At 73.9% G+C, this 22968-nt stretch carries 21 protein-coding genes; 15 read left to right on the plus strand and 6 right to left on the minus strand.

All coding sequences use genetic code 11. The features are described 5' to 3' along the window. The first annotated feature begins 48 nt into the window (after window positions 1-48). The 5 genes from ACIRGB_RS04735 (at window position 49) to ACIRGB_RS04755 (ending at window position 4507) form a co-directional block, all read left to right on the plus strand. The gene (locus ACIRGB_RS04735; RefSeq protein WP_403858608.1) at window positions 49-864 is read left to right on the plus strand and encodes a hypothetical protein; all 816 of its coding nucleotides are present in this window, start codon (window positions 49-51) and stop codon (window positions 862-864) included. A gap of 52 nt (window positions 865-916) precedes the next feature. Continuing rightward, window positions 917-1246: a rhodanese-like domain-containing protein gene (locus tag ACIRGB_RS04740; protein ID WP_403859300.1), complete on the plus strand. Its 330-nt coding sequence runs from the start codon at window positions 917-919 to the stop codon at window positions 1244-1246. Between the two features lie 176 nt (window positions 1247-1422). Beyond that, complete coding sequence (locus tag ACIRGB_RS04745) at window positions 1423-2430, plus strand: DUF5819 family protein (RefSeq protein ID WP_403858610.1); 1008 nt, start codon at window positions 1423-1425, stop codon at window positions 2428-2430. Then, window positions 2427-3731: an HTTM domain-containing protein gene (locus tag ACIRGB_RS04750; RefSeq protein ID WP_403858612.1), complete on the plus strand. Its 1305-nt coding sequence runs from the start codon at window positions 2427-2429 to the stop codon at window positions 3729-3731. Before ACIRGB_RS04745 ends, ACIRGB_RS04750 begins: the two co-directional genes overlap by 4 nt. Further along, window positions 3728-4507, plus strand: a complete 780-nt coding sequence (locus ACIRGB_RS04755; protein WP_403858614.1) for a TrmH family RNA methyltransferase — start codon at window positions 3728-3730, stop codon at window positions 4505-4507. Before ACIRGB_RS04750 ends, ACIRGB_RS04755 begins: the two co-directional genes overlap by 4 nt. A gap of 40 nt (window positions 4508-4547) precedes the next feature. Here ACIRGB_RS04755 and paaN read toward each other — a convergent pair whose 3' ends face one another. Next, the gene (gene paaN / locus ACIRGB_RS04760) at window positions 4548-6239 is read right to left on the minus strand and encodes a phenylacetic acid degradation protein PaaN (RefSeq protein ID WP_403858616.1); all 1692 of its coding nucleotides are present in this window, start codon (window positions 6237-6239) and stop codon (window positions 4548-4550) included. A gap of 173 nt (window positions 6240-6412) precedes the next feature. On the opposite strand from paaN, the gene ACIRGB_RS04765 reads away from it, so the two are divergent. Then, a complete protein-coding gene (locus ACIRGB_RS04765; RefSeq protein WP_403858618.1) occupies window positions 6413-7927 on the plus strand; it encodes a 3-hydroxyacyl-CoA dehydrogenase in 1515 nt (504 codons plus the stop codon). Further along, window positions 7924-8535 (plus strand): TetR/AcrR family transcriptional regulator, encoded by a 612-nt coding sequence (locus tag ACIRGB_RS04770; RefSeq protein WP_403858620.1) that lies wholly within the window; start codon window positions 7924-7926, stop codon window positions 8533-8535. Before ACIRGB_RS04765 ends, ACIRGB_RS04770 begins: the two co-directional genes overlap by 4 nt. Window positions 8536-8601: 66 nt before the next feature. Here ACIRGB_RS04770 and ACIRGB_RS04775 read toward each other — a convergent pair whose 3' ends face one another. Next, window positions 8602-9102: an Lrp/AsnC family transcriptional regulator gene (locus ACIRGB_RS04775; protein ID WP_403859302.1), complete on the minus strand. Its 501-nt coding sequence runs from the start codon at window positions 9100-9102 to the stop codon at window positions 8602-8604. A 190-nt stretch (window positions 9103-9292) separates the two neighbouring features. On the opposite strand from ACIRGB_RS04775, the gene pdhA reads away from it, so the two are divergent. The 6 genes from pdhA to ACIRGB_RS04805 all read left to right on the plus strand — a co-directional run bounded on the left by pdhA (window position 9293) and on the right by ACIRGB_RS04805 (window position 16419). Continuing rightward, entirely contained in the window at window positions 9293-10453 is a 1161-nt protein-coding gene (gene pdhA / locus ACIRGB_RS04780) for a pyruvate dehydrogenase (acetyl-transferring) E1 component subunit alpha (RefSeq protein WP_403858622.1), read from the plus strand. After that, the gene (locus ACIRGB_RS04785; RefSeq protein ID WP_403858624.1) at window positions 10450-11454 is read left to right on the plus strand and encodes an alpha-ketoacid dehydrogenase subunit beta; all 1005 of its coding nucleotides are present in this window, start codon (window positions 10450-10452) and stop codon (window positions 11452-11454) included. The genes pdhA and ACIRGB_RS04785 overlap by 4 nt, the downstream gene beginning before the upstream one ends. After that, window positions 11454-12872: a dihydrolipoamide acetyltransferase family protein gene (locus ACIRGB_RS04790; RefSeq protein ID WP_403858626.1), complete on the plus strand. Its 1419-nt coding sequence runs from the start codon at window positions 11454-11456 to the stop codon at window positions 12870-12872. Before ACIRGB_RS04785 ends, ACIRGB_RS04790 begins: the two co-directional genes overlap by 1 nt. 105 nt (window positions 12873-12977) lie before the next feature. Continuing rightward, window positions 12978-13964: an NTP transferase domain-containing protein gene (locus ACIRGB_RS04795; protein WP_403858628.1), complete on the plus strand. Its 987-nt coding sequence runs from the start codon at window positions 12978-12980 to the stop codon at window positions 13962-13964. After that, window positions 13964-15325 carry a molybdopterin molybdotransferase MoeA gene (locus ACIRGB_RS04800; protein WP_403858630.1) on the plus strand — a complete coding sequence of 454 codons (1362 nt, stop codon included), beginning with the start codon at window positions 13964-13966 and terminating at the stop codon, window positions 15323-15325. The genes ACIRGB_RS04795 and ACIRGB_RS04800 overlap by 1 nt, the downstream gene beginning before the upstream one ends. Further along, entirely contained in the window at window positions 15322-16419 is a 1098-nt protein-coding gene (locus ACIRGB_RS04805; RefSeq protein ID WP_403858632.1) for a potassium channel family protein, read from the plus strand. The genes ACIRGB_RS04800 and ACIRGB_RS04805 overlap by 4 nt, the downstream gene beginning before the upstream one ends. A gap of 18 nt (window positions 16420-16437) precedes the next feature. Here the strand turns inward: ACIRGB_RS04805 and ACIRGB_RS04810 are convergent, their stop codons facing one another. Both ACIRGB_RS04810 and ACIRGB_RS04815 read right to left on the minus strand, forming a co-directional pair. Further along, a complete protein-coding gene (locus ACIRGB_RS04810; protein WP_403858634.1) occupies window positions 16438-17286 on the minus strand; it encodes an ABC transporter permease in 849 nt (282 codons plus the stop codon). After that, a complete protein-coding gene (locus ACIRGB_RS04815; RefSeq protein ID WP_403858636.1) occupies window positions 17283-18305 on the minus strand; it encodes an ATP-binding cassette domain-containing protein in 1023 nt (340 codons plus the stop codon). The genes ACIRGB_RS04810 and ACIRGB_RS04815 overlap by 4 nt, the downstream gene beginning before the upstream one ends. A 141-nt stretch (window positions 18306-18446) precedes the next feature. Between ACIRGB_RS04815 and ACIRGB_RS04820 the strand changes: the two genes are divergently transcribed. Beyond that, the gene (locus ACIRGB_RS04820; protein ID WP_403858638.1) at window positions 18447-19427 is read left to right on the plus strand and encodes an NAD(P)H-quinone oxidoreductase; all 981 of its coding nucleotides are present in this window, start codon (window positions 18447-18449) and stop codon (window positions 19425-19427) included. A gap of 30 nt (window positions 19428-19457) precedes the next feature. Here ACIRGB_RS04820 and ACIRGB_RS04825 read toward each other — a convergent pair whose 3' ends face one another. Further along, window positions 19458-20165 (minus strand): hypothetical protein, encoded by a 708-nt coding sequence (locus ACIRGB_RS04825; RefSeq protein WP_403858640.1) that lies wholly within the window; start codon window positions 20163-20165, stop codon window positions 19458-19460. A 171-nt stretch (window positions 20166-20336) separates the two neighbouring features. Between ACIRGB_RS04825 and ACIRGB_RS04830 the strand changes: the two genes are divergently transcribed. Next, entirely contained in the window at window positions 20337-20876 is a 540-nt protein-coding gene (locus ACIRGB_RS04830; RefSeq protein ID WP_403858642.1) for a bacterial proteasome activator family protein, read from the plus strand. A gap of 108 nt (window positions 20877-20984) precedes the next feature. Here ACIRGB_RS04830 and ACIRGB_RS04835 read toward each other — a convergent pair whose 3' ends face one another. Next, window positions 20985-22652 carry a protein kinase gene (locus ACIRGB_RS04835; RefSeq protein ID WP_403858644.1) on the minus strand — a complete coding sequence of 556 codons (1668 nt, stop codon included), beginning with the start codon at window positions 22650-22652 and terminating at the stop codon, window positions 20985-20987. Window positions 22653-22968 lie beyond the last annotated feature (316 nt).

The raw sequence follows: 22968 nt of genomic DNA on the forward strand, positions 1-22968 counted from the left end.
CGGCCCGCGTCGGGGCACGGGCCGCCGGACAGGCCCTAGGCTGGTCGGGTGACGACGCCGGAAGCTGAGCCCGAGCAGGGGGGTGCGCCGCGTCCCGAGGAACGGCTGGAACAGGCCGTACGGGCCGCCGAGCAGGCACTCATCGAGTACGAGATCGCGCTGGAGACCTTCCGCGTGGAGGTCGAGAACTTCTCCCGGCTGCACGAGCAGCGGCTCGGCCCGGTGTACGCCCGGCTCGAGGAGCTGGAGGCGCAGATCCTCGAGGCCAGGGCGGCCCGTACGGGTGACGCCGACGACCTGCGCCGGGCCGACGAGGCGCGGGCCCGCCTGATGCCGATCCCCGGGGTCGAGGAGCTGCTGCACGGCTGGATGGACGGGGACGGGCTGTTCCCGGAGGCCACGGCGATGCTCACGGAGCAGGCGGTACGCCCCCCGCAGCGGGTCCGGCCCGGCGAGGAGGCCCGCAGGCTCTACCGCGAGCTGGCCCGCAAGGCCCACCCCGACCTGGCGCAGGAGGAGGACGAGCGGGTCCGGCGCGAGGAGTTCATCACCCGCGTCAACGCCGCCTACGCCCGCGGCGACGAGGCGGAGCTGCGCGAGCTGGCCGAGGAGTGGGCCGCCGGGCCGGTGCCCGAGCGGCGCCCGAGCCGCGGCGAGGAGCTGTACGCCCGCCTCGAATGGCTCGACCGGCGCAAGGAGATGCTCACCCTGCTCGCCAAGGAGCTGGAGGAGAGCGCGATCGGCGCCATGCTCAGGCTGGCCCCGGACGACCCCGACCGGCTGCTCGACGAGATCGGCGAGCAGCTGGCGACCCAGGTGCGCGAGCGGGAGGCGGAGCTGGCGGGCGTGCTCGCGCAGGACTGAGCCGCCGGGTGACGGCTCGGGTAGCGTCTGGGGCATGAGTTTCGGAGCTGGTGTGCCCACGGTCGGGATCGAGGACCTCAAGGACGGCGACTTCCTGCTGGACGTCCGGGAGGACGACGAGTGGCAGGCGGGTCATGCCGCCGGGGCGCTGCACATTCCCCTCAGCGAGTTCGTGGCCCGGTACGGTGAGCTGGCCGAGGCCGCGCCGCAGGACGGCCGGGTGCACGTGCTCTGCCGCGTCGGGGGCCGTTCGGCGCAGGTCACCATGTACCTGGTCCAGCAGGGCGTCGACGCGGTGAACGTCGACGGGGGCATGCAGGAGTGGGCCGCGGCCGGGCGTCCCGTGGTGGACGACGAGGGGCGGCCCGGGCACGTGCTCTAGGCCGTCCCCGCCGGATGTGGCGACGGCCACGGTGCGGCCGGTCCGCCGGGGGCTGTGCGGGCGGCCGGTCCTGAGTACCGTTCCCGTTCGAACGTCGCCGAGCAGCCGTACGGGTGGCGGGTGGGCGCCCCGGGGCGGGGCGGGCGGACGGATGGATCGGGACCGAACGGGGCGGAATGGACGCGTACGACAAGGGCTCGGGCGCCCGGCAGGGGCAGGACGGGCCGGACGGGCCGGACGGCGAAGCGGACGCGCCGGAGACCGGCGGGTCGGCCGGGGACGGCGAGCCCGCCGGGTCCGTCGAGTCCGTGGGGTCGGTCGGGCGTGCCGCCGCTGCCGAGGGGGCGGCGGGGGCTTCCGGAGCGGCCGGGACGGCGGAGGGCGCCGAGTCCGAGGGTTTGGCCGGGACGGCCGAGGGTGCCGTGACCAGCGTCGCGGAGGAAGCCGGTGCCGCCGAGGAGGCCGGTGCCGTACGTCCCGTGGAGGGGCCCGCGCAGCCCCCCGCTCCCCGTACCGGGGTCGCCGCGCTCTCCCCGCGCTACCAGGTCGGTGCCGTGGTCGCCCTCGCGGTGGTCGCGGTCGCCGTCTGCGCCCACCTAGGTCTGGTCTTCCTGCACGTGGCCCCGTCCAACACCCTCACCAAGCAGCACGGTTCCGTGGTGGACGAGTGGGTCTTCCCTGAGTTCGAGCAGAACTGGAAGCTCTTCGCGCCCAACCCCCTCCAGCAGAACGTCTCCGTCCAGGTGCGCGCGGAGGTCAGCACGGCGGGCGGCGAGATACGGACGACCGGCTGGTACGACCTGTCCGCCGAGGACGGCCGGGCCATCGACGGCAATCCGGTGCCGAGCCACACCCAGCAGAACGAACTGCGCCGGGCCTGGGACTTCTTCGTCGCCAGCCACGACTCCGACAACCGCCCGGTGGGTCTGCGGGGCACCCTCGCCGAGACGTATCTGCGGCGCATCGCGCTGCTGCGCCTGGACCGCGACGGCGCGGCCGGACCCGGCGGTGTCGTCGAGCGCGTGCAGTACCGTTCCCGGACCACGAACGTGAAGCCGCCCCCGTGGAGCGGTGAGAAGGTCTCCGGCCGGCCGGCCGTCCGCGAACTGCCCTGGTGGTCCGTGGCCGCGGAGAACCGGGGCACGCGGGCCGGACGGAACGAGCGGGAAGGGGGCGCCGCGTGAACGCCGCCGTCCTCTCGGTCTCCCGCGGCATCGCCCGGGTCACGGGCGCCGCGCTCGGCCCGTACCAGACCGCCGTGATCCGCATCGGCTTCAGCGCCACCTGGCTGCTCTTCCTGCTGCGCGAACTGCCCCACCGGAGCGAGCTGTACGGGCCCGACGGGCCCTGGAGCCACGACCTCGCCGAGCAGCTGATCGCGGACAACGGCGCCTTCACGGCGCTGATGTGGTCGGACGGGCGGACCTGGTTCGAGATCGTCTACGCGCTGGCCGTGCTGAGCAGCGTGCTGCTCCTGCTGGGCTGGCGCACCCGGACCATGTCCGTGCTGTTCATGGTCGGGGTGCTCTCGTTGCAGAACCGCAGCGTCTTCATGGGGGACGGCGGCGACAACGTCATCCACCTGATGAGCATCTACCTGGTCCTCACCCGGTGCGGCCAGGTGTGGTCGCTGGACGCGCGCCGCGCCCGGCGCACGGCCGCGGCACGCGCGCGGGGTGAGCGGGCCGTGGACCGGGTCGGTCCCGCGCTGTGGTGCGTCTCCGGGTTCCTGCTGCTCACGGTGACGCTGGCGGGCGGCTTCGACGGCGACTGGTTCGTCCCGGCGCTGCTGTGGGCGGTGTGGGTCGCGCTGGGCCTGTGGTGGGCCGTGGAGCGGGGCGCGGACGGCAGTCAGCCGCGGATCCTGCTGGACGTGGTCACCAACATCGTGCACAACGGCGCGCTGGTCGTGATCATGGCCGAGGCGTGTCTGATCTACGCGACGGCCGGCTGGTACAAGATCCAGGGTTCGCGCTGGCAGGACGGCACGGCCGTCTACTACCCGCTGCACCTGGACTACTTCTCGCCGTGGCCCGCGCTCTCCGACGCGCTGTCCGCCAACGGCACGATGGTCATGCTCATCACCTACGGCACGGTCGCCGTGCAGGTCGCCTTCCCGTTCACGCTGTTCAACCGGCGGGTCAAGAACGTGCTCCTCGCCGTGATGATGACCGAGCACGCGGTGATCGCCGTGACGCTCGGGCTGCCGTTCTTCTCGCTGGCGATGATCGCCGCCGACGCGGTCTTCCTGCCGACCTCGTTCCTGCGCCGGCTGGGCGGCTGGGCGGCACGCGCGGGTGGCCGGCTGACCGGCCGGGGGCCCGCGGGGGCTCCCAGGGGTGCGTCGGACGGGCCCGGGGACGGCGGTACGGCGACGGTGCCCGGGCCCAGGGCCCGTGGGGCCGGGGGAGCGGCCGGGGCGGGCCCGGCGGGTGCGGCGGACGGGAAGGACCCGGAGCACACCCGCGTAGGCTTCCGGGCATGACCTCCCCCGGACCGGGCCCCGCCCCCGGCCCGCCGGCCGCCTGGCACCTGCACGCCGGCCGGTGCGTGCTCCTGGACGGTTTCCACGCCCTCAAGCACGCGCTGCGCTTCGGTGCCGAGGTGCCGGTGGCGGTCACCAGCGACCGCGCGGGCGCCCTGGCCCTCGCCGACGAGCTGGCGCCGGACGTGCGCGAGGCGCTGGCGGGGCTGCTGACCGAGGTGACGCACGAGGCGTACGCGTCGCTCGTCGCCCGGCCGCACCCCACCGCGGTGGCCGCCCTGGCCGTACGGCCCGCGCGGGCGGCGGGCCTGGAGACGCTGGCGCACACGCCGCGCCGCGCCCCCGTCGTCGTCCTCGACCAGCCGCGCAACCTCGGCAACGCGGGGGCGGTGATCCGGCTGGCCGCCGGTTTCGGCGCGACCGGCGTGGTCACCACCGGCACGCTCGACCCCTGGCACCCCACGGTGGTGCGCGGCGGGGCGGGGCTGCACTTCGCGACCGTCGTGGAGCGGCTGGAGGTCGCCGGGCTGCCGCCGGGGCCGGTGTTCGCGCTGGACCCCGAGGGCGAGGACATCCGGGGGCTGACGCTGCCGGACGAGGCGCTGCTCGCGTTCGGCTCCGAGCGCAGCGGGCTCTCGGCCGAGCTGCGCGCGCGGGCCGACCATCTGGTGGCGCTGCCGATGCGCCCCCAGGTCTCCAGCTACAACCTCGCCACCAGTGTGGCCATGACGCTGTACCACTGGAGCGCCGGCGGGGGCGCGGCGCGGATGTCCTAGCGGATGTCCTGCTGGATGTCCTAGTGGGGTGTCGTCCGGATCAGGCCGGGCGGCGGACCTCCACCACCCGGAAGCGGTTCGCGACGAACGCGCCGTCGCACAGGGCCGCGTTGGCCGCCGGGTTGCCGCCCGAGCCGTGGAAGTCGGAGAAGGCGGCCGTCTGGTTGACGTACACCCCGCCGGTGAGGTTCAGGGAGAGCTGGGCCGCCTCCTCCAGGCAGACCTCCCGCACGGCCTCCTCGACCTCCGGGTCGGTCGTGTACGCGCCCACCGTCATCGCGCCCTTCTCGCGGACGCTGCGGCGCAGCAGCTCCACGGCGTGGCCGGCGGAGTCGACGGCGACGGCGAAGGAGACCGGGCCGAAGCACTCGCTGGTGTAGGCGGCCTCGTCCTCGGGCTTGGCGCCGTCCAGCTTGACGATCACCGGGGTGCGCACCACCGCGTCCGGGAACTCCGGGTGGGTCACCTCGCGGGAGGCCAGGGCCACCTCGCCGAGACCGGCGGCGGCCTCCAGGCGGGCCTTGACGTCCGGGTTGACGATCGCGCCGAGCAGGGCGTTCGCCCGGGCGTCGTCGCCGAGGAGGCCGTCGACGGCGCGGGCCAGGTCGGCGGTGACCTCGTCGTAGGTCTTGGCGCCCTGGTCGGTGCGGATGCCGTCGCGGGGGATCAGCAGGTTCTGCGGGGTGGTGCACATCTGGCCGCTGTAGAGGGAGAGCGAGAAGGCCAGGTTGGCCAGCATGCCCCGGTAGTCGTCGGTCGACTCCACGATCACCGTGTTGACGCCGGCCTTCTCCGTGTACACCTGGGCCTGGCGGGCGTTGGCCTCCAGCCAGTCGCCGAAGGCGGTGGAGCCGGTGTAGTCGACGATCCGGATCTCGGGGCGGGTCGCGAGGGTCTTGGCGATGCCCTCGCCGGGGCGCTCGGCGGCCAGCGCGACCAGGTTCGGGTCGAAGCCGGCCTCGGTGAGGACGTCGCGGGCGACCTGGACGGTGAGCGCGAGCGGCAGCACCGCGCGGGGGTGGGGCTTGACCAGGACCGCGTTGCCGGTGGCGAGGGAGGCGAACAGGCCGGGGTAGCCGTTCCACGTCGGGAAGGTGTTGCAGCCGATGACCAGGCCGATGCCGCGCGGGACCGGGGTGAAGCGCTTGGTGAGCGCGAGCGGGTCGCGCTTGCCCTGCGGCTTGGTCCACTCCGCCGTGTCGGGGGTGCGGGACTGCTCCACGTACGCGTAGGCCACGGCCTCCATGCCGCGGTCCTGGGCGTGCGGGCCGCCCGCCTGGAAGGCCATCATGAAGGCCTGTCCGGAGGTGTGCATGACCGCCTGGGCGAACTCCATGGTCCGGTCGGCGATCCGCCGCAGGATCTCCAGGCAGACCATCGCGCGCAGCTCCGCGCCCGCGTCCCGCCACGCCTTCTGGCCGGCCTGCATCGCGGGCAGCAGCACGTCCAAGTCCGCGTGCGGGTACTCCACGCCCAGCTCGATCCCGTACGGCGAGACCTCGCCGCCCACCCAGCCGTCGGTGCCGGGCTGGCCGAGGTCGAGGCGGGTGCCGTGCAGGGCGTCGAAGGCGGCCTTGCCCGCGGCGGTGTCCAGGCTGCCGTTCTCCCCGTAGGCCTTGGGGTGCTCCGGGTGGGGGGACCAGTACGCGCGCGTGCGGATCGTCTCCAGCGCCAGGTCCAGGGTCGGCCGGTGCTGGGCGATCAGCTGGTGTGCGGTGAGTTCGGCGGCCATGCGGGACCAACTCCTCGTCTCTCACGGACTCGCCGTCGACTCGTCGTCGAGTCCGTGGACCTGGGGGAAACCTGGGCACAAACAGGTGGACACGGCTAGAGTAACCGAACGATCGGTCGGGACAAGGGGGACCGCCGCATCTGTGGAAAACCCCGTGCGGGAGGATCGCGCACATGACAGCACTCGACCTCAGCAGCCCCGTGGCCGTCGTCGGCACCGGGACCATGGGCCAGGGCATCGCCCAGGTGGCGCTGGTCGCGGGCCATCCCGTGCGGCTGTACGACGCCGCCCCGGGCCGGGCCAGGGAAGCGGCCGACGCGATCGGCGCCCGGCTCGACCGGCTCGTCGAGAAGGACCGCCTCACCGGCGCCGAACGGGACGCCGCCCGTGCCCGGCTCACGCCCGCCGAGACCCTCGACGGCCTCGCCGGCTGCGCGCTCGTCGCCGAGGCGGTCGTGGAGCGGCTGGACGTCAAGCAGGAGCTGTTCCGCGCGCTGGAGGACGTCGTCGGCGACGACTGCCTGCTCGCCACCAACACATCCTCCCTGTCCGTCACCGCCGTCGGGGGCGCCCTGCGCGTGCCCGGCCGCTTCGCCGGCCTGCACTTCTTCAACCCCGCGCCGCTGCTGCCGCTGGTGGAGGTGGTCTCCGGGTTCGCCACCGACCCCGCCTCGGCCACGCGCGCGTACGAGACGGCCCGCGCCTGGGGCAAGACGCCGGTGGCCTGCGCCGACACCCCCGGCTTCCTGGTCAACCGCATCGCCCGGCCCTTCTACGCCGAGGCCCTCGCCGTCCACGAGGGCCAGGGCGCGGACCCGGCCACCATCGACGCCGTGCTGCGCGAGTCGGGCGGCTTCAGGATGGGCGCCTTCGAGCTGACCGACCTCATCGGGCAGGACGTCAACGAGTCCGTCACGCACTCCGTGTGGCAGTCGTTCTTCCAGGACGTGCGCTTCACCCCGTCCCTGGCCCAGCGCCGCCTGGTCGAGTCCGGCCAGCTCGGCCGCAAGAGCGGACGGGGCTGGTACGACTACCGCGACGGCGCCGAGCGCCCCGCGCCGCACACCGCCGAACCGGCCGAGGCACCCGCGTACGTCGTCGTCGAGGGGGACCTGGGCCCGGCGGCCGAGCTGGTCGCGCTGATCCGCGAGGCGGGCGTCGAGGTGCGCCCGGAGGACGGGTACGGCGCGGGGAGGCTCGTCCTGCCCGGCGGCGGCACGCTGTGCCTCACCGACGGTGAGCTGCCCGTGTCGAAGGACCTCGTCCACTTCGACCTCGCGCTCGACTACCGCGCGGCCGGCCGGATCGCCCTGTCCGCGTCCGACCGCGTCCGCCCGAGCCTCCTGTCCGAGGCCACCGGCCTGTTCCAGGCGCTCGGCAAGAAGGTCAGCGTCATCCGTGACGTCCCCGGGATGATCGTGGCCCGGACCGTCGCCCGGATCATCGACCTGGCGTTCGACGCCGTGGCCAAGGGGGTGGCCGCCCCCGAGGACGTCGACACGGCGATGCGCCTGGGTGTGAACTACCCACTCGGCCCCTTCGAATGGAGCCGTCGGCTCGGCGACACCTGGGCCTACTACCTGCTGGCCCACGTGCACGAGTGGGAACCGTCCGGGCGTTGCGCGCCGTCCCTGGCACTCCACCGCCACGCCGAGGCCGCCGAGGACCGGGAGGGCAGCCCCTCATGACCACCGCGAAGCGCGACACGTACACGCCCGAGACGCTGCTGTCCGTCGCCGTGCAGGTCTTCATCGAGCGCGGCTACGACGGCACCTCCATGGAGCACCTGTCCAAGGCGGCGGGGATCTCCAAGTCGTCGATATACCACCACGTCACGGGCAAGGAGGAGCTGCTGCGCCGGGCCGTGAGCCGGGCCCTGGACGAGCTGTTCGGAATCCTCGACGAGGAGCACGCGCGCGTGGGGAGCGCCGCCGAGCGCCTCGAGTACGTCGTGCGGCGCATGGTCGAGGTGCTCATGACCGAGCTGCCCTATGTGACGCTGCTGCTGCGGGTGCGCGGCAACACCGGCACCGAGCGGTGGGCGCTGGAGCGGCGGCGCGAGTTCGACCACCGGGTCGCCGCCCTGCTGAAGGACGCGGCGGCCGAGGGGGACGTGCGCGCGGACGTGGAGGTGCGGCTCGCGACCCGCCTCGTCTTCGGCATGATCAACTCGATCGTCGAGTGGTACCGGCCCGAGGGTCCCGACGGCCGGGGCGGCACGAGCGGCACCGTCGAGCGCGAGGTGGTCGACGCGGTGGCGCGGCTGGTGTTCGGGGGGCTGCGCAAGGCGTCCTGAGCCGGACGGGGCCGGGCGGGGCGGGCGGGGCCGGTCCGGGCGGCACCGGCCGTCGGGACCCGCCGGTCAGCTCTGCGGTTCGAGGTCCTCGGTCTCGAAGACCAGCAGGGTGCGGGTGCTGAGCACCTCCGGGATGGCCTGGAGGCGGCTGAGCACCAGCTCGCGCAGGGCCCGGTTGTCCGGGGTGTGCACCAGGAGCAGGACGTCGAAGTCGCCGCCCACCAGGGCGATGTGCGAGGCCCCGGGCAGCTGCCGCAGCTGGGCACGGACCGTCCGCCAGGAGTTCTGGACGATCTTCAGGGTGATGTAGGCCGAGGTGCCGTGCCCGGCGCGTTCGTGGTCGACGCGGGCGCCGAAACCGCGGATGACGCCGTCCTCGACGAGCCGGTTGATGCGCGCGTAGGCGTTGGCGCGCGAGACGTGCACCCGCTCCGCGACCGACCGTATGGAGGCCCGGCCGTCCGCCTGGAGCATGCGCAGGATGTCCTGGTCGATGGCGTCCAGCGGGCGCGGGGGCGGGGCTCCGGCCTCGTCCGCGCCGCCGCCCTCCCCGGGGCGATCGGCCATTTGTTCAGCTGCCACGTGCCCCCGCCTTCCCCTCATGGACGTACTGCGTCCATCTCAGGCTGTGGAGAACCGTTTGTCCACAGCCTGGGGGTGCGTGTAGCCAAAATGTGCCGACGACCGAACAATCGGTAGGTGAGGCCCGTCACATCCGTGGCGAGCCCGGAGCCGTCTCCCACGAGGAGGTGCCGTCATGACGGTCATGGAGCAGCGGGGCGCGTACCGGCCCACACCGCCGCCCGCCTGGCAGCCCCGAACCGACCCCGCGCCGCTGCTGCCCGACCCGGAGCCCTACCGCGTCCTCGGCACCAAGGCCGCGGACCGCGCCGACACCGAGCTGCTGCGCACCCTGTACGCCCGGCTGGTGCGCGGCCGGCGCTACAACGCGCAGGCCACGGCGCTGACCAAGCAGGGCCGGCTGGCCGTCTACCCCTCCAGCACCGGCCAGGAGGCGTGCGAGGTCGCCGCCGCGCTGGCCCTTCAGGAGCGGGACTGGCTCTTCCCCAGCTACCGCGACACCCTCGCGGTCGTCTCGCGCGGCGTCGACCCCGTCGAGGCCCTCACCCTGCTGCGCGGCGACTGGCACACCGGCTACGACCCCTACGAGCACCGGGTCGCCCCGCTGTCCACGCCGCTGGCCACCCAGCTGCCGCACGCGGTGGGCCTCGCCCACGCCGCCCGCCTCAAGGGCGACGACGTGGTGGCGCTGGCCATGGTCGGCGACGGCGGCACCAGCGAGGGCGACTTCCACGAGGCGCTGAACTTCGCCGCCGTCTGGCGGGCCCCGGTCGTCTTCCTCGTGCAGAACAACGGCTTCGCGATCTCCGTCCCGCTCGACAAGCAGACCGCCGCCCCGTCGCTGGCCCACAAGGCCGTCGGCTACGGGATGCCCGGCCGCCTGGTCGACGGCAACGACGCCGCCGCGGTGCACGAGGTCCTGTCCGAGGCCGTGCGGCACGCCCGCGCGGGCGGCGGCCCGACCCTGGTGGAGGCGGTGACGTACCGCGTCGAGGCGCACACCAACGCCGACGACGCCACGCGCTACCGGGGCGACGCCGAGGTGGAGACCTGGCGCCGGCACGACCCGGTCGAGCTGCTGGAGCGGGAGCTGACCGAGCGCGGCCTGCTCGACGAGGACGGCATCCGCGCCGCCCGCGAGGACGCCGAGACCATGGCCGCCGACCTGCGCGCCCGTATGAACCGGGACCCGGAGCTGAACCCGCTGGACCTGTTCGCCCACGTCTACGCCGAGCCCACACCGCAACTGCGCGAGCAGCGGGACCAGCTGCGCGCGGAGCTGGCGGCGGAGGCCGAGGCGGATGCCGCGTCCGCGCCGCAGGGGGGACACCGATGACCACCGTCGCCGCCAAGCCGGCCACCATGGCGCAGGCCCTCACGCGCGCGTTGCGCGACGCCATGGCCGCCGACCCGGCCGTGCACGTCCTCGGCGAGGACGTGGGCACCCTCGGCGGAGTCTTCCGGATCACCGACGGGCTCGCCGCGGAGTTCGGCGAGGACCGCTGCACGGACACCCCGCTCGCCGAGGCCGGCATCCTCGGCACGGCCGTCGGCATGGCGATGTACGGGCTGCGCCCGGTCGTCGAGATGCAGTTCGACGCCTTCGCCTACCCGGCGTTCGAGCAGGTCGTCAGCCATGTCACCAAGATGCGCAACCGCACGCGCGGGGCCATGCCCCTGCCGCTGACCATCCGCGTCCCCTACGGCGGCGGGATCGGCGGGGTCGAGCACCACAGCGACTCGTCCGAGGCGTACTACATGGCGACTCCGGGGCTCCATGTCGTCACGCCCGCGACGGTCGCCGACGCCTACGGGCTGCTGCGCGCGTCCATCGCCTCCGACGACCCGGTGGTCTTCCTCGAACCGAAGCGGCTGTACTGGTCGAAGGACACGTGGAACCCGGAGGAGCCGGCATCCGTTGAACCGGTGGGCCGCGCGGTGGTGCGGCGCTCCGGCCGGAGTGCCACGCTCATCACGTACGGGCCGTCGCTGGCCGTCTGCCTGGAGGCGGCCGAGGCGGCCCGGGCAGAGGGCTGGGACCTCGAAGTCGTCGATCTGCGCTCCCTGGTGCCGTTCGACGACGAGACGGTGTGCGCTTCGGTGCGGCGGACGGGACGCGCGGTGGTCGTCCACGAGTCGGGTTCCTTCGGGGGCCCGGGCGGGGAGATCGCGGCCCGGGTCACGGAGCGCTGCTTCCACCACCTGGAGGCGCCGGTGCTGCGGGTGGCCGGGTTCGACATCCCGTATCCTCCGCCGATGCTGGAGCGTCACCACCTGCCTGGTGTGGACCGGATCCTGGACGCCGTGGGGCGCCTGCAGTGGGAGGCCGAAAGCTGATGGCACACGCTTCTGACGGGCGCAGCCTGGAGTTCAAGCTGCCCGACCTCGGGGAGGGGCTCACCGAGGCGGAGATCGTGCGCTGGCTGGTCGAGGTCGGCGACGTGGTCGCCGTGGACCAGCCGGTCGTCGAGGTCGAGACGGCCAAGGCGATGGTCGAGGTGCCCTGCCCCTACGGGGGTGTGGTCACCGCCCGCTTCGGCGAGGAGGGCACGGAGCTGCCCGTCGGGGCGCCGCTGGTGACCGTGGCGGTGGGCGAGGGCGACGCGGCGCCCGACGCCCCGGTGCGCGGAGCCGGCCCGGACACCGCGGCCGGTGCCGCCGAGGCACCGGCCGCGGAGAAGAAGGCGGAGGGCTCCGGCAACGTCCTGGTCGGCTACGGCACCTCCGAGGCACCCGCGCGGCGGCGCAGGGTGCGCGCCGACCGGCAGCCGGCCACCGGCGCGTCCGGGCGGGCGAACGGCCGGGTCCGCGGCGCCGAGCCGGTGGACGGCCCGGTCCCGGTCATCTCCCCGCTGGTGCGCAGGCTGGCCCGGCAGCACGACCTGGACCTGCGCGAGCTGACCGGTTCGGGACCGGACGGGCTGATCCTGCGGGCGGACGTGGAGTACGCGCTGCGGGCCGCCGCCGCGCAGGGCGGCCGTACGGCGGCCCAGGAAGCCGGTACCGGCCGGGCGCCGGGCGCCTCCTCCTCCGCTTCCTCGCTTGCGTCCGGCGCCTCGCGCCCGGACGGCACCCGTGTCCCCCTCAAGGGCGTGCGCGGCGCCGTCGCCGACAAGCTCTCCCGCAGCCGGCGCGAGATCCCGGACGCGACCTGCTGGGTGGACGCCGACGCGACCGAGCTGATGCGGGCCCGCACCGCGATGAACGCGTCCGGCGGGCCCAGGATCTCCCTGGTCGCCCTGCTGGCCCGGATCTGCACGGCCGCCCTGGCCCGCTTCCCCGAGCTGAACGCGACGGTCGACACGGAAGCCCGGGAGATCGTCCGGCTCGAACAGGTCCACCTCGGCTTCGCCGCCCAGACGGACCGGGGGCTGGTCGTGCCGGTCGTCCGGGACGCGCACGCGCGCGACGCCGAGTCGCTCACCGCGGAGTTCGCCCGGCTCACCGAGGCGGCCCGCGCGGGCCGGCTGACGCCGGGCGAGCTGACCGGCGGCACCTTCACGCTGAACAACTACGGCGTCTTCGGCGTCGACGGCTCCACGCCGATCATCAACCACCCCGAGGCGGCTATGCTCGGCGTCGGCCGCATCGTCCCCAAGCCCTGGGTGCACGAGGGCGAGCTGGCGGTGCGTCAGGTCGTGCAGCTCTCGCTCACCTTCGACCACCGGGTGTGCGACGGCGGCACGGCCGGCGGCTTCCTGCGGTACGTGGCGGACTGCGTGGAACAGCCGGCGGTGCTGCTGCGGACCCTGTGACCGGGGCGATGCCGCCCGCAAGGTGACGGTGTGTCCGCACCCCCCCCGCGATCGCGCGGGCTCCCCTGCGTTCCCTGTGATCGCTCCGGGCCCCATACTCGGGGGGTGACCGCGTACGAGCCCCCCGGCGACCCAGGCGTCGGCACCGACCCCGCGCCGCCTTCGGGCCGCGCCGGGTACGACGCCGTCGTGCTCGCCGGCGGGGCCGCCCGGCGGCTCGGAGGCGTGGACAAGCCCGGCCTGCGGGTGGGCGGACGCGCGCTCCTCGACCGGGTGCTCGCCGCCTGCGCCGGGGCGCGGACCACCGTCGTCGTCGCCGATCCCCGGCCCACCGCGCGCCCGGTGACCTGGGCGCGCGAGGACCCGCCCGGCGGGGGACCGCTCGCCGCCCTCGCCGCCGGGTTGCGGCACACCAGCGCGGAGCACGTCGTGGTGCTCTCCGCCGACCTGCCGTTCCTCGCCGGGCCGACCGTCGGACGGCTGCTGTCGGCCCTCGCCGCGGGCGACGCCGACGGGGTGCTGCTCACCGACGCCGACGGCCGCGACCAGCCCCTCGTCGCCGCCTACCGCGCACCCGCGCTGCGCCGCGAACTGGCCGCGCTCGCCCGCGACCGGACGGAGCGGGCCGGCCGGCCGGACCTCACCGGGCTGCCGCTGCGCCGCCTGACCGGCGCGCTGCGCCTCACCCGCGTCCCGGACGCCGTCGCCTCCTTCGACTGCGACACCTGGGACGACCTCGCCACCGCAAGGGCACGCATCAGGGAGCATGGTCACGTGTTGGATGAATGGATTTCCGCAGCCAAGGACGAGTTGGGCATCGACCTGGACGTCGACACCGGGGTCCTGCTCGATCTCGCGCGCGACGCCGCCCACGGGGTGGCCCGGCCGGCCGCCCCGCTGACCACCTTCCTCGTCGGGTACGCGGCCGGGCGGGCCCAGGGCGGCCCCGAGGCCGTCGCCGAGGCCGCCCGCAAGGCCGCGGCCCTCGCGCTGCGCTGGGCCGAGGAGGCCGCCGACACCGGGGCCGCCCCCGCGAAGGGCGCGCCCGACGCGGCTCCCGACGCCACCCCCGACACCCGCCCGGACGCCTGATGACCACCCCCGGCACGCGGGCCGACGCGGAGGCCGAGGACCTCGACGTCGAGGAGGCGCTCGCCCTGGTGAACGAGAACCCCGGCCCCGCCCACCGCGGCCGCGCCGGACACGGCACGCCCGCCCCGCACCGCCCGGCGGACTCCCACCACCGGGCGACCCCCTGGCCCGAGGCCCGGGCGACCGCCGAGCGCGCCGCCCGCGCCGCGGCCCGTGCCGCCCGCCGCACCCCGGTCCCCGTGCCCCTCGACGCGGCCCTCGGCCTCACCCTGGCCGCACCGCTGACCGCCCTCACCGACCTGCCCTCCTTCGACACCTCCGCGATGGACGGCTGGGCCCTCGCCGGACCGGGCCCCTGGGCGCTGCGCGACGAGGGCGTGCTGGCCGGACACGCGGAACCCGCGCCCCTCACCGACGGCGAGGCCGTCCGCATCGCCACCGGCGCACGCATCCCCCCGGACACCACCGCCGTCCTGCGCTCCGAGCACGGCCGCACCGACGCACGCGGACGCCTGCACCCCACCCGCGAGGTCGTCCACGGCCAGGACATCCGCCCGCGCGGCCAGGAGTGCCGCAGCGGCGACCAGTTGCTGCCCGTCGGCACCCTCGTCACCCCGGCGGTCCTGGGTCTCGCGGCCGCCGCCGGGTACGACACGCTGACCGCGGTCCCCCGCCCCCGCGTCGACGTCCTGGTCCTCGGCGACGAACTGCTCGCCCAGGGCCTCCCGCACGACGGCCTCATCCGGGACGCGCTCGGCCCGATGCTGCCGCCCTGGCTGCGCGCGCTGGGCGCCGAGGTCCGCGCCGTGCACCGGATCGGCGACGACGCCAAGGCGCTGCACCGCGCCGTCACCTCCTCCGACGCCGACCTGATCGTCACGACCGGCGGCACCGCCGCGGGCCCCGTCGACCACGTCCACCCGATCCTGCGCCGGATCGGCGCCGAACTCCTCGTGGACGGCGTCCAGGCTCGCCCCGGCCACCCCATGCTGCTGGCCCGCCTCACGGACGACCAGCACCTCGTCGGACTGCCCGGCAACCCGCTCGCCGCCGTCTCCGGCCTGCTCACCCTCGCCGAGCCGCTGCTGCGCACCCTCGCCGCCCGCCCGGCGCCCGAGCCGTACACGCTGCCGCTGCGGGACGCGGTGCACGGGCATCCGAACGACACCCGGCTCGTGCCCGTGGTGCTGCGTGACGAGGGTGCCGTGCCGCTGCACTACAACGGCCCGGCGATGCTGCGCGGCATCGCGGCCGCCGACGCCCTGGCCGTTGTACCGCCGGGCGGCGCACGGCCGGGGCAGGAGGCCGAGCTGCTCGACCTGCCCTGGGCGGCCGGCGGGATCGGGGTGTGTTTCACGTGAAACTCCCGGGCCAGGACGCCATGGCACGCCAGGCGGACGAGCACTTCGTGACCCACAAGGTGAAGCTCCCCAGGAAACTGGTGGAGCACCCGTTCCGCCAGGTCGCCAAGCGGCTGTCCATCGCCCTGGTGGTCCTCGTGGTGACGGCCTTCATCGTGTACGCGGACCACGACGGCTACACCGACAACTCGGACGGTTCCGTCGACCTCCTCGACTCCTTCTACTACGCCACCGTCACCCTCTCCACCACCGGATACGGTGACATCACGCCTGTCAGCGACGCCGCCCGGCTGACCAACATCTTCGTCATCACGCCCCTGCGCGTGCTCTTCCTGATCATCCTGGTCGGCACCACGCTGGAAGCCCTCACCGAGCGCACTCGGGAGGAGTGGCGCCTGAACCGCTGGAGGTCCGCCTTGCGCGATCACACCGTCGTCGTCGGCTTCGGAACCAAGGGGCGGTCGGCGATCCAGACCGTCTGCGCGACCGGGCTGCGCAAGGACCAGGTGGTCGTGGTCGATCCCAGCGGCAAGGCCATCGAGGCCGCGACGGCCCACGGCTACGCGGGGGTGGTCGGTGACGCGACCCGCAGCGACGTGCTCAACCGGGCCGAGGCGTACCGGGCGAAGCAGATCATCATCGCCACGCAGCGCGACGACACGGCCGTGCTGGTCACGCTGACGGCCCGGCAGCTCAACCGCAACGCGAAGATCGTGGTCGCGGTCCGCGAGGAGGAGAACGCGCCGCTGCTGAAGCAGTCCGGCGCCGACGCCGTGATCACCAGCGCCAGTGCCGCCGGCCGGTTGCTCGGCCTCTCCGTGCTCAGCCCCGCCGCCGGCATGGTCATGGAGGACCTGATCAGCCAGGGCAGCGGGCTCGACCTCATCGAACGGCCCGTCATAAAGGCCGAGGCGGGCAAGAACCCGCGGGAGGTGGACGACCTGGTGGTGAGCGTGATCCGCGGCCACCGGGTCCTGGGCTACGACGATCCGACCGTCGGCGGGCTGGAGTTGACGGACCGCCTGATCACGATCGTGCGGGCGACGCCGGGCACCCATGTGACGCCCGACGCCCGCCCGTTCCCCCGCGACTGAGCCGTCGCTCGCCCCTGCTTACTTGCGGTTGTAGAGCCGCATCGTGACCGGGCCGAAGACCAGCAGGAACAGGCCCGCCCAGCCCAGCGTCCAGGCGATCTCGGCGCCGGGCCAGTCGCCCGCCATCAGGCCGCGCACCGCGGACGCCAGGTGGGTGATCGGGCTGTTGTTGACGAAGACCTGGAGCCAGCCCGGCATGGTCTTCGGGTCGACGAAGACGTTGGACAGGAAGGTGAGCGGGAAGATCACCATCATGCTGACGCTCATCACCGACTTCTCGGTGCGCAGCAGCAGCCCGAACATCGTCCAGATCCACGAGAAGGCGAACGAGAAGAGCAGCAGCAGCGCGATCCCGGCGACCACGCCGACGAACCCGCCGTCGGGCCGGTAGCCGAGCAGCAGTCCCACGGAGAGCATGACGACGGACGCGATGGTGTAGCGCAGCGCGTCGCCGAGGAGATAGCCGACCATCGCCGAGGGCCGCCAGATCGGCAGCGAGCGGATGCGGTCGAAGACGCCCTTCTCGATGTCGATGTTCACCGAGACCCCGGTGTACATCGTGATCATCACGACCGACATCACGAGGATGCCCGGCAGCACGAACTGGATGTAGTCACCGGGCGAACCCGCCAGCGCACCGCCGAAGAGGTACGTGAACATCAGCAGGTTCATGATCGGGAAGGCGGTGACGTCGAAGAGCTGCTCCGGCACGTGCTTGATCTTGAGGATCGCGCGCCAGCCGAAGGTCAGGGAGGTGGACAGGGCGCCGGGCCGCGGCGGCCGCTCCCTGGTCACCAGCAGGGCCGCCAGCGACTCGGTGCTGACCGGGGAGAGTTCCTTGGTCTCGGTGCTCGTGGCCGTGCTCATGCCGCCACCTCGTCCTTCGTGTCGGTGCCGGAGCCGCCGTCGGTGCGCCGGCCGGTGTCGTGCCCGGTCAGTGCCAGGAAGACCTCGTCGAGGCTGGGCTGTCCCAGGGAGAAGCCGTCGACGGTGATGCCGGCCTGGGCCAGCTCACCGAGCGCCTTGGCGGCCTGGTCGGCCGCGGTGTCGCCGGTCGTCACCCCGAGGCGCGCGGTCAGCGCCACCGGGTCGGGCTCCAGCCGTACCTCGGCCACCAGCAGGTTCCGCAGCACGCGCGCGGCCTCGGGCCGCTCCTCCGCGTCCCGCAGCCGCAGATGGACGGAGCCGGCGCCGACGGAGGACTTCAGCTCGCCCTTGGTGCCCTCGGCGATCACCCGCCCGTGGTCGATGACGGCGATCCGGGACGCCAGCTGGTCGGCCTCGTCCAGGTACTGCGTGGTCAGCAGCACGGTCGTGCCCTGGGCGACGACCGCGCGCACGATGTCCCACACCTGGTTGCGGCTGCGCGGGTCGAGACCGGTGGTGGGCTCGTCCAGGAAGAGCAGGTCGGGGGTGTTGAGGATGGAGGCGGCGATGTCGATGCGCCGCCGCATGCCGCCGGAGTAGTGCTTGACCTGCTTCGCCGCGGCGTCCGTCAGTCCGAAGGCCGCCAGCAGCTGGTCGCCCCGCTCCCGCGCGGCCGCCTTGCCGTGTCCGAGGAGGCGGCCCAGCAGCACCAGGTTCTCGGTGCCGGTGAGGTCCTCGTCCACGGACGCGTACTGGCCGGTGAGGCTCACCCGGCCGCGCACTTCGTCGGCCTCGCGCACCACGTCGTGACCGAAGACGCGGGCGTGGCCGCCGTCCGGCCGCAGCAGGGTGGCGAGCATCTTGACGGTGGTGGTCTTTCCGGCGCCGTTCGGACCGAGAACGCCGTAGACCGTGCCGGCCGGCACCGCGAGGTCCACCCCGTCCACGGCCCGGGTCTCACCGAACGTCTTCGCCAGTCCCGCGGTCTCGATGGCGAGTCCGGACGTGTGCGTGCTCATGCTGAGGGTCCTTCCGCGTTCTTGGCGTACGCGTTCTCGGCTACGCAGGGGAAGACCTGTGCCGGCGCGCAAACTCATCGGCGACGCACGGGGATGCTCCGGCGGGGGAGGACGGGAGAGCACAGGAGTAGCGTCGCCCTCATGCATGCGATCACGATTCCCGAACCCGGAGGCCCCGAGGCGCTGGTGTGGGCCGAGGTCCCCGACCCGCAGCCCGGCGAGGGCGAGGTCCTGGTCGAGGTGGCGGCCAGCGCCGTCAACCGCGCCGACATCATGCAGCGCCAGGGCTTCTACGACCCCCCGCCCGGCGCCTCCCCCTACCCGGGCCTGGAGTGCTCCGGCCGCGTGGCCGCGCTCGGCCCCGGCGTGTCCGGCTGGGCCGTCGGCGACGAGGTGTGCGCGCTGCTCGCGGGCGGCGGCTACGCCGAGAAGGTCGTCGTCCCGGCCGGGCAGCTGCTGCCGGTGCCGCGGGGTGTCGGCGTGAAGGCGGCGGCGGCGTTGCCCGAGGTGGTCTGCACCGTCTGGTCGAACGTCTTCATGGTCGCCCACCTGCGCCCCGGCGAGACCCTGCTCGTGCACGGCGGCTCCAGCGGCATCGGCACCATGGCGATCCAGCTCGCCAAGGCCGTCGGCGCGAAGGTCGCGGTGACGGCGGGCACCAAGGAGAAGCTGGAGCGCTGCGCCGAGCTGGGCGCGGACGTCCTGATCAACTACCGGGAGCAGGACTTCGTCGCCGAGGTGCAGGAGGCCACGGGCGGCGCGGGCGCCGACGTCATCCTCGACAACATGGGCGCGAAGTACCTGGACCGCAACGTCGAGGCGCTCGCCGTGAACGGCCGGCTCGCGATCATCGGCATGCAGGGCGGCCGGAAGGGCGAGCTGAACATCGGCACGCTCCTGGCCAAGCGCGCCGCCGTGAGCGCCACCTCGCTGCGGGCCCGGCCCCTGGAGGAGAAGGCGGCGATCGTGGCGGCCGTGCGGGAGCACGTCTGGCCGCTGTTCGCCGGGGGCCACGTCCGTCCGGTCGTCGACCGCGAGATGCCGCTGAGCGAGGCCGCCGAGGGCCACCGGGTGGTGGAGGAGAGCGGCCACATCGGCAAGGTGCTGCTGGTCGCCTCGTAGCCGACACCCGCCCTACGCCCGGCGCACGGCCTACGCCCGGCGCAGGCGCAGTCCCGCGAGGCCCAGGGCGAGGCCGAGGCCGAGGAGTACCAGGCCGGTGCCGAGCGGGAGGACGCGCAGGAGGGGTTCGGCCGCGGCCCGGCTGGGGGTGCGGCTCTGCGTCGGGGGCCGGGGCGGGGCGGTCGTGGGCGCCGCGGCGGCCTCGGTCCGGGCGGGCGGCAGGGCGGTGGCCGGGGCCTCGGGGACGGCGTCGTCGCCGCCGTATCCGTGCCGGTACCGACGACCGGCGTACTGGTCCCCGGCGTCGTGCTCCGGTTCCCGTTCCTCGGCGTGACCGGGGCGTTGCCTTCCCTCGCCCTGCATGCTCCCGCCCCGGGAGGGCTCGGGGTCGGCCTTGGTGCCGGACGCCGACGGCGAGGGGGAGGAGGGCGAGGGCGTGGGCGAAGCGCTGTCCGCGGGGCCGGATTCCGCGGGGGGACGGGCGTCCGGGCGGTCGTCCGGACGGTCACCGTCGTCGGGGCGGTGGGGGTGTTCGTGACCGCCCCGCCCGTCATGGCTGCCGGAGCCGTCCGGGGTGGTGGGCGTCCCCGGCGCGGAGGGCCCCGGTGTCGGCGCCGCCACCACCGCTGACCACCCGGCGGCGTGGGCCGGCTCCGCCGAGTACGGCGCCGCCACCGCACCGGCCCCCAGGGCTCCCACCAGTCCCGTCGCCCGCAGTGCGCGCAGCCATGGAATCACGTCCGTGACCCCCTCCCGGTGATGTGCGGTCGTGGAAAGCGCCGTGAAAACGACGGGACAAGCCTCACATCACACGACAAGACCGGCATTACGGGCGCCGCCGAACGCGTCGGGACGGTTTCCGCGGGGGCACCGCCCGGCCGGGGCCCGGGGGTGCGCGACAATGGCGGCATGGAGATGCCGAGGAACGACAGGTCGCCGGAGAACCCCCAGATCCTGGTCGTCGGCCAGGACGGAATGGCGCTCAGCGGCGGCGGGGACGACGAGTCCCGCGAGATTCCGGTGACCGAGCAGGTGGAGCAGCCCGCCAAGGTCATGCGGATCGGCAGCATGATCAAGCAGCTGCTCGAAGAGGTGCGGGTCGCGCCCCTGGACGAGGCGAGCCGGGTCCGGCTCAAGGAGATCCACGCCAGCTCGGTGAAGGAGCTGGAGGACGGTCTGGCCCCGGAGCTGGTGGAGGAGCTGGAGCGGCTCTCGCTGCCCTTCACGGACGACGGCACCCCGACCGACGCCGAGCTGCGGATCGCGCAGGCACAGCTGGTCGGCTGGCTGGAGGGCCTCTTCCACGGCATCCAGACCACGCTGTTCGCCCAGCAGATGGCCGCGCGGGCCCAGCTGGAGCAGATGCGCCGCGCGCTGCCGCCGGGCTCCCTCCCGGAGGGCGAGGAGCCCCCGCACCCGGGCGGCCGTTCCGGCGGCCCCTACCTGTAGGCACGGCTCCTCGCAGGGGACGACTTCCACCGACCGACATCGCGAAGGGCCCGGCAGCACCGCTGCCGGGCCCTTCGACGTCAGGCGTCCGTCACGCCGTTTACGTGCTCACTCGGACGGCGGGTTGCCCGTCGAGACCTTGAGCTGGATCTCCGGCATGTTCTCCGGGTCGACGTCCGTGCCGGCGGTGGGGAACTGGTCCCGGATCGAGCCCTCGCCGTAGGTGTTCTCGTCGACCTCGACGACCTTCATCCGCCAGCCCGCGGCGTTGAAGCACTCCTTGACCGAGCCGATGTACTTGAACGTGAAGTCCGGCACCTTGATCTTGTCGGGGTCGTTGTACGACTCCTCCGGCTCGGTGCACTTGTCCTTCTCGATCGTCTTCTCCTTGTCCGGCCCCCGGTAGCCCGCCGCCTTCGACGGAGGCGCGGACACGCTCGCCGTGCCGCTCCCGCCGGCCTCCGGGTCCTCGTCCCCGCCGCCGTTCATCAGCAGCGCGCCGACCAGTGCCCCGACGGCCACGACGGCGACCACGATCGAGCCGATGATCACCGTCTTGTTCCTGCCGCCGCCGGAGGAACCGGAGCCGGAGCCCTGGGCCGAGGGCGTCAGGTTGTACGGCGGCGGCGTGGACGCGCCCTGCTGCTGCGCGTACGGCGACGGGACCGGCGTCTGGTACCCGGCCTGCTGCGGATAGCCGTACGCCGGCGAGTGCGCCGCCGGGGCCGGGGTGCCGTACGGGTTCGGGCCGGAGGCCGGGGTCGGCTGGTACGGCGTCTGGACGGGGCCCGCGGGCGCCGGGGCGCCTTGGTCGACCGGCGGGAACACCGCGGAGCCGACGCCCGCGCCGCTCGACGTCTGGGCGCCGGGCACGATGCTCGGCGGGGCCGCCTGGAAGGAGGCCGCCACCCGCAGGCACTCGTCGCGCATGGCCTCGGCGCTGGGGAAGCGTTCGTTGGGGTTCTTCTTCAGCGCGCGGGCCACCAGCGCGTCCACCGCCGGAGGCAGCGCCCGGTTCACGGCGGACGGGGCGACCGGCTCCTCCTGCACGTGCGCGTACGCGATCGCGAGCGGCGAGTCGGCGTCGAACGGCAGGCGCCCGGTGACCAGCTGGAACAGCATGATGCCGACCGAGTACAGGTCGGAGCGGGCGTCGACGCCGCGGCCGAGGGCCTGCTCCGGCGAGAGGTACTGCGGGGTGCCGACGACCATGCCGGTCTGCGTCATCGAGGTCACGCCGGACTGCATGGCGCGGGCGATGCCGAAGTCCATCACCTTGACCACGCCGCGCTTGGTCATCATCACGTTGCCCGGCTTGATGTCCCGGTGGACCAGGCCCATCTCGTGGCTGATCTCCAGCGCGGCCAGCACGTCCGCGGTGATCTTCAGCGCCTTGTCGGCGGGCATCGCGCCCTGCTGCCGCACGTCCTCGTCGAGCACGGAGCCCAGCGGCCGGCCCTCGACGTACTCCATGACGATGTACGGAGTCGTCAGGCCGTTGAGATCGTCCTCGCCGGTGTCGAAGACGGAGACGATGTTGGTGTGCGTGAGCTTGGCCACGGCCTGGGCCTCGCGGCGGAAGCGCTCGCGGAAGGCCTGTTCGCGACCCAGCTCGGTGTGCAGCGTCTTGATCGCGACCTGACGGTCGAGGACCGAGTCGTACGCCAGGTGCACCGAGGCCATGCCGCCCTCGCCGAGCAAGTCGCGCAGCTGGTAACGGCCGCCGGCGAGCGCCCGCCCCGCGTACCGTCCCTGTCCGGCGGCGTCCTGGCTCATGTCTCTGCGTCCCCCATAGACGGCGGGCGCCGGTGGCGGCGGCACGCGCGCTCGTGATCGAAAGTGCTATTCCCGGCCAAGTCTGCCCGAGGGCACCGACACGTCAAGCGCGGTGCCCGTTCCGTGACCGTACGCGAAAGAAGCGTCGCGGAAGCGTTACAGCCGGCGTACCGCCGGTACACGGAATTTGCACGAGAGTACGGAACCAGGGTTTCATGACCGGTCCGTCTCATGTCCGGTCCCGGCGCCCATCTCGGACCGGAGGCCCCCGCGAAGGCTGTAGCGTGGCCGACGGAGACCGTAACAACACCGCGCG

Origin of the sequence: Streptomyces sp. NPDC102490 (assembly GCF_044765285.1) — a bacterium.
Taxonomy (GTDB): Bacteria; Actinomycetota; Actinomycetes; order Streptomycetales; family Streptomycetaceae; genus Streptomyces.